The following is a 5506-nucleotide window of genomic DNA, read 5'->3' on the forward strand; positions in this document are numbered from 1 at the left end:
CGACATCATGCTCGGCGGCAACGCCGAGTTCCTCGCCGTCACTGAGATGAACAACCGCGGACTCTCACCCGTCGACACGCCCGATGAGTATGAGGCCGAGTGGGATGCCGTGTTCAAGCGCGTTCAGGCGGAGGTCAAGCAGGAAGCCGAGAAGGTGATCGCTGCCGGTGGTCTGTACGTGCTCGGCACCGAGCGGCACGAGTCTCGCCGCATCGACAACCAGCTGCGCGGTCGCTCCGGCCGTCAGGGTGACCCGGGCGAGAGCCGCTTCTACCTCTCGCTGCAGGACGACCTCATGCGCCTGTTCAACGCGGGCGCCGCGGAGGCCCTCATGGGCCGCTCCAACGTTCCGGACGACCTCGCGATCGAGTCGAAGGTCGTCAGCCGCGCCATCCGCTCGGCGCAGTCCCAGGTCGAGTCGCGCAACGCCGAGATCCGCAAGAACGTCCTCAAGTACGACGACGTGCTCAACCGCCAGCGCGAGGCGATCTACACCGACCGGCGCCACATCCTCGAGGGAGACGACCTGCAGGACCGCGTGCAGACGTTCATCGAGTCGGTCATCACCGAGGTCGTCGACTCCCACACCGCCGCCGGGCACTCCGACGACTGGGATCTCGACCAGCTCTGGACCGAGCTCAAGACGCTCTACCCCGTCTCGCTCACGATCGACGAGGTCATCAGCGAGGCCGGGCCGAAGCTCACGAGCGCGTTCCTCGTGCGCGAGCTCGTCTCCGACGCGAAGCTCGCCTACGCCCAGCGCGAGGAGAGCCTGGGGCGCACCGCCACCCGAGAGCTCGAGCGCCGCGTCGTCCTCAGCGTGATCGATCGCCGCTGGCGCGACCACCTCTACGAGATGGACTACCTGAAGGACGGCATCGGCCTGCGCGCGATGGCGCAGCGCGACCCGCTCGTGGAGTACCAGCGCGAGGGCTTCGCCCTGTTCCAGTCGATGATGGGTCAGATCCGCGAGGACGCCGTCGGCTTCCTGTTCAACCTCGAGGTCGAGGTCACGGGGGGCAAGGGCACGGCGCAGGTCACGGCCAAGGGACTCAACGCCCCGCAGACGCCGCAGAACCTCAGCTACACGGCGCCGAGCGCGGACGGCGACGTCGAGGTCCGCAACCAGCGCGGCCAGCTCCAGCAGGCCGAGACCGCGAAGGCGCGCGAGGCGGCCCCGGCTGCGACGACCGCCGCCCCCATCGCTCCCGCGGCTGCCCGTGGCGCCGCTCCGGCGCGACCCGCGGCCGGCGGAGTCGGCGCGTTCGGTCAGCGCACCGAGGGCGATGCTCCGGCGCCGGCCAACCGCGCCCAGCGCCGCTCGCAGGGCAAGGGCAAGTAGTCCGGCCGGTCGCGCGCTCCCGCTCCTCCGTCAGCGGAGGTCGGAGCGCGCGACCGCGACCGACGTCGAGACGAGCAGCGCCGAGAGCACGACGAACACCGCGCCCGATCCGGCGATCGCCGTGGCCGCTCCGACCGCGACCGGGATGACCGACTGACCCAGCCGATTGCCGGTCAGCCGCGCGGCGAGCGCGGTGGCGCGCAGCCGCTCGGGCGCCGAGCGCGACACCCACGCCATCGTCACCGGCTGACCGAGCCCGAGGACGAGGCCGATGATGGCCATGAGCGCTACAGTCGTCCAGTCGGGCGACTCCGGCGCCATGAGCAGCAGAGCAGTCGCTCCGATCCCGCAGGCTCCGACGAGGAGCGGCTTCCGACCGATGCGGCGAACGAGCGGCGCGATGCCGACCCGCACGGCGAACGACAGCCCCGCCCGAACGGCGAGCAGGATGCTCACGAACGCGACCGACCAGCCGCGCTCCGCGCCGATCGCCGGCAGGTACACCGTGAGCACGTCGGTCGCCGTGAGCACGATCGCGCTCGCCCACAGCGCCTTGCCCATGTGCGGCGCGCGCAGGACGGTGCCGATGCCCTCGGGCCGAGCCGGTTCCGACTCTGCCGCCCGCGCCGAGCGGGAGCCGCCGGGGTGATGCGGCAGTCGCGTGGCGGCGACGGCGGCGGCGACGCACAGCGTGGCGGCGAGCACGAAGGTCGGCGCCGTGCCGTAGCGATCGTCCGCGGCGGCGAGGTCGAGCGCGATCATGAGCTCGGCGAGACCGCCGGCGACGAGCGGCCCGAGCATCTGGCCGAGCGAAATGGTGGCTCCGAAGAGGCCGAATCGAGCATCCGCCCCCTCGGAGGGGCCCGCATGGGCGACGACAGCCTGCAGACCGACGACGGCGAAGATCAGGCCGAGCCCCAGCAGCGCGTGCGCCGCGATGAGCTGGGGGATCGAGGCGACGAGCGCGTGAGCGGCCGCCGCTCCGCCCATGAGGGCGATGCCGCCGATCGTCGTCGCGCGGGCGCCGCGCCGGTCGACGTGGCGGCCGATCGGGATCGCGATGAGGATCGACAGCGCCCCGAATCCGAACGCGAGAAGACCGAGCTGCTCGACCGAGGCGTCGAGGCCGAGAGCACGGTACGAGGCCATGGGGCGCGTGGCGTGCTGGGCGAACTGCACGAGCAGCGCGACGGCGAGCGCAAGGACGAGCGTGGGGCGCGCCGCCATGGGGCCTCTCGATCGTCGTCGCCGGAGCGTCGTGGCGCTCCTGCGCGAGCAGTTGAGACACCGTCTTGATCTGACGGTAGACGGCGTGCATAGCGCCGTCAAGGAGCAGAGAGGGCGCGACCCGCTACAGGACGTGGATGGCGCTCGCCCGCCAGCGGCGGTCGAGCCCTTCGAGCCGCACGGCGACGGCGCGCGACCGGGCGCGGGAGTTGACCACGACGACAGCCTCGATGATGCCGTCGCGGGGCTCGCAGATGATCGTGGAGCCGAGGGCGAACGCGGGGCGAACGGCAGGGCGGCCGCGAGCGGCGCGGGCGCGCGCGGAGATGACCTGGCGCTTGAGCAGGCCCGAGTACACGTCGTCGGTGACCCAGCGGGCGATCTGCTCGAGCTCGCGCGCGCCGGCGAGGATCTCGATGACGCAGCGCGTCAGGTTCTCGACGAGGGGCCGCGGATCGGGCAGGTCTGCCGTCGACGTCGGCTGGTAGTCGAAGAACTCCTCGTGCGCGATGCGGGCGTGGATGGTGCGGCCGGATCGCGTGCGAGCGCGAGGGGTGGCGGCCTGGTCGAGCTCCGCTTCGACGACGGGGGACTCTGCGGGTGCGGCGGCAGGGCTCATTCCGACTCCTCTTCTCCGAGGGATCCAGGGTGCCGCTCGCGGTGCGGGTGGCAGACCGTTGCGTTCACCCCCGTTCGGGGGGCGGGGATACTCAAGCAGAATGATTTCTCAGTGTCCAGGGGGTGGCGCGAACTGTGGAGAACGGTGTCGCGACCGTCGGAGGGCGTCACTACCGTCGCCCGCATGCGCTGGGACCACCTCTTCGACGACCTCGCCGGGCAGCTCGAGCACGAGCTGCGCGCGGAGGAGGCCGACCTGCAGCACGAGGAGGAGCGACTCCGGCTGGGGCGGCTGACGATCCGCGATCGGATCGCGGCGCTGCAGCGCTCGTCCGATCCCGCTGCCCGGCGCGTCCGCTATCGGTCGCGCTCGGGGGAGGTCCACACCCTGCGACCTCTGACCGTCGGCCGCGACTGGATGGCCGGCGACCTGGACGATCGTCCGGGCATCCAGGGTGTCGTCCCGTTCTCGGCGATCGAGGCTCTGCTCATCGATCGCGGTCATGTGGCCGACTCGCTCACGGCCGGCCCGGAGGGTCCCGTGCTCGCCGCTCGGCTCGGCATCGCTTTCCTCCTGCGCGATCTGTGCCGACGCCGGACGCCGCTCACGGTCGAGACGACGAGCGCGACGGTGACGGGCACCATCGATCGTGTGGGGCGCGACCACCTCGACGTCGCCGTCCACGAGCTCGAGACGCCTCGCCGTGAGAGCGCCGTCGACCACATCCGCGTGATCGCGCTCGATCAGGTGCTCGTGCTGCGCCTCTGATCGGGGAAGATCTCCGCCACGTCGGCGTACTCCGCCTCGTGCCAGAGCGCCAGGCGCCGGCTCTCGTCGTACTTGTCGGCAATGAACGACTCGAGCACCGCGTGCTCGACCCGCCACTGCCCGATCGACCCGAGGCGGATCGCCGGCAGCTCGCCCGAGCGCACGAGGGCGAGCACTTCGGCGGCGGTGAGACTGAGCACCTCGGCCACGTCGGTGAGGGTCAGGAACCGCCCCATCGCGTCGGCGGTCGGTTCTGGCATGCTCCGATCTTCGCACCACCCCCTCGACGCGCGCAGGAGTGTGGATAACTGCGCTCGACAGCCGCGGGCATTGCTCATCATCGTTCGCGTCCGCCCGGGCGGTGCTCGCGCCGACCGACCCGCCTCCCCCCGCCGAGGAGTCCCATGAGCCAGCGCGATCGCGACGACCGCCCCGCCCGACGGCGCGCGCCCGATCCGCGCCTCCTCATCGGTCTCGCGCTGGTCGCGGCCTCGATCGCGGGAGTCGTGGGGATCGTCGCCGCGAACGACGACGGAGTCGAGGTCTACGCGGCCCCGCGACTGCTCACGGCCGGCGAGCTGATCACCGCGGAGGATCTCGAGCTGCGACGGGTGTCGCTGGGCGCCGGCGCGTCGACCTACCTCGCGGCCGACGCTCTCCCGGAGGCGGGCGTGGTCGTCGCCCGCACGATCGGCGAGGGCGAGCTCATCCCCTCCGCGGCCATCGGCGACGAGCGCGGACCATCGACGACCACGATCGTCGTCGCCCTCACGACTCCGCTCGGGGCCACGGTCCGCTCGGGCGATCAGCTCGATGTGTGGGCGTCGCCGCAGGAGGAGGCGGGTCGCTTCGGCGCTCCTGTCGTGATCAGCTCGGGCGCGCAGCTCGTGCGCGAGGTCGCCGACGAGGGGCTCGTCGCGGGAGCCCAGGCCGCGCGCGTCGAGCTGCTGGTCCCGCGACGCGATGTCGCGCGCATCCTCGACGCGCTCGCGAACGGCGATGCCCTCGCGGCCGTGCCCGTCTCGCTCGCCGTGAGCCGCTGACATGCGCGTCGCTCTCGCCGTTCCCGGTCCGCTCTCCGACGCGGTCGAGCTCGAGCTCCTGCGCGCCGGCCACCGCATCGCGTGGCGGGCCGCCGACCGCGAGGCGCTCCTGACCCTCCTCGGCGAGAGCGTGCCCGACGTCATCCTCGTCGCCGACGACCCGGCCGTCGCGACGACGGAGGTCGTCGGCGCATGCGACCTCCTCGGCGTGCGGACCTGTCTCGTGCGCGCCGACGATGCCGTATCCGCGACGGCGCGCCTTCTCGGCGTCCACGACATCCTCCGCGTCCTGCCGGGAGCTCCCATCGATCTGAGCGTGCTCGCGCCGCCCTTCGATGCGCTCGACGGCGGCATCGCCGACGCCGTGGGCGCGCATCCCGGGTTCGCGGGGAGCTCGCCGTCCTCAGCGCCCGCGGCCCCGATCTCTCCGGCGACGGATGCTCCGCCTCCCGCCGCGCCACCTGCGGCGAGCTCTGCGCCGGACGGAGGGCTGCACCCGCCCCACCG

6 protein-coding genes and 1 pseudogene are annotated in these 5506 nt (G+C 72.4%); 4 read left to right on the forward strand and 3 right to left on the reverse strand.

The window, feature by feature from the left end; all coding sequences use genetic code 11:
* A pseudogene (locus Q7T15_RS08240) lies at positions 1 to 1342 on the forward strand (preprotein translocase subunit SecA); the annotation flags it as partial.
* A gap of 30 nt (positions 1343 to 1372) precedes the next feature.
* Here Q7T15_RS08240 and Q7T15_RS08245 read toward each other — a convergent pair.
* Together Q7T15_RS08245 and Q7T15_RS08250 are read right to left on the reverse strand one after the other, a co-directional pair.
* The gene (locus tag Q7T15_RS08245) at positions 1373 to 2569 is read right to left on the reverse strand and encodes an MFS transporter (RefSeq protein WP_304695149.1); all 1197 of its coding nucleotides are present in this window, start codon (positions 2567 to 2569) and stop codon (positions 1373 to 1375) included.
* A 124-nt stretch (positions 2570 to 2693) separates the two neighbouring features.
* Positions 2694 to 3188, reverse strand: coding sequence for an Rv3235 family protein (locus Q7T15_RS08250; RefSeq protein WP_304695151.1), 495 nt, complete (start codon positions 3186 to 3188; stop codon positions 2694 to 2696).
* A 183-nt stretch (positions 3189 to 3371) separates the two neighbouring features.
* Here Q7T15_RS08250 and Q7T15_RS08255 point away from each other — a divergent pair, with 183 nt between their 5' ends.
* Entirely contained in the window at positions 3372 to 3956 is a 585-nt protein-coding gene (locus Q7T15_RS08255; RefSeq protein ID WP_304695153.1) for a hypothetical protein, read from the forward strand.
* On the opposite strand, the gene Q7T15_RS08260 is transcribed toward Q7T15_RS08255, so the two are convergent.
* Positions 3932 to 4216 (reverse strand): helix-turn-helix domain-containing protein, encoded by a 285-nt coding sequence (locus Q7T15_RS08260; protein WP_370689125.1) that lies wholly within the window; start codon positions 4214 to 4216, stop codon positions 3932 to 3934. The genes Q7T15_RS08255 and Q7T15_RS08260 overlap by 25 nt on opposite strands.
* A 144-nt stretch (positions 4217 to 4360) precedes the next feature.
* Here Q7T15_RS08260 and Q7T15_RS08265 point away from each other — a divergent pair, with 144 nt between their 5' ends.
* Both Q7T15_RS08265 and Q7T15_RS08270 read left to right on the forward strand, forming a co-directional pair.
* Positions 4361 to 4999 carry a hypothetical protein gene (locus Q7T15_RS08265; RefSeq protein ID WP_304695155.1) on the forward strand — a complete coding sequence of 213 codons (639 nt, stop codon included), beginning with the start codon at positions 4361 to 4363 and terminating at the stop codon, positions 4997 to 4999.
* A 1-nt stretch (position 5000) separates the two neighbouring features.
* Positions 5001 to 5506: hypothetical protein (locus tag Q7T15_RS08270; protein ID WP_304695157.1), on the forward strand; the 506-nt coding region annotated here is incomplete at its 3' end.

The organism is Microcella sp., assembly GCF_030645145.1.
In the GTDB taxonomy this organism is placed as follows: Bacteria; Actinomycetota; Actinomycetes; order Actinomycetales; family Microbacteriaceae; genus Microcella.

Coding starts and splice junctions, on each gene's coding strand:
- Q7T15_RS08260 (WP_370689125.1), bottom strand. CDS start 4,216: ATGCCAGAACCGACCGCCGACGCGATGGGGCGGTTCCTGACCCTCACC.
- Q7T15_RS08245 (WP_304695149.1), bottom strand. CDS start 2,569: ATGGCGGCGCGCCCCACGCTCGTCCTTGCGCTCGCCGTCGCGCTGCTC.
- Q7T15_RS08265 (WP_304695155.1), top strand. CDS start 4,361: ATGAGCCAGCGCGATCGCGACGACCGCCCCGCCCGACGGCGCGCGCCC.
- Q7T15_RS08250 (WP_304695151.1), bottom strand. CDS start 3,188: ATGAGCCCTGCCGCCGCACCCGCAGAGTCCCCCGTCGTCGAAGCGGAG.
- Q7T15_RS08255 (WP_304695153.1), top strand. CDS start 3,372: ATGCGCTGGGACCACCTCTTCGACGACCTCGCCGGGCAGCTCGAGCAC.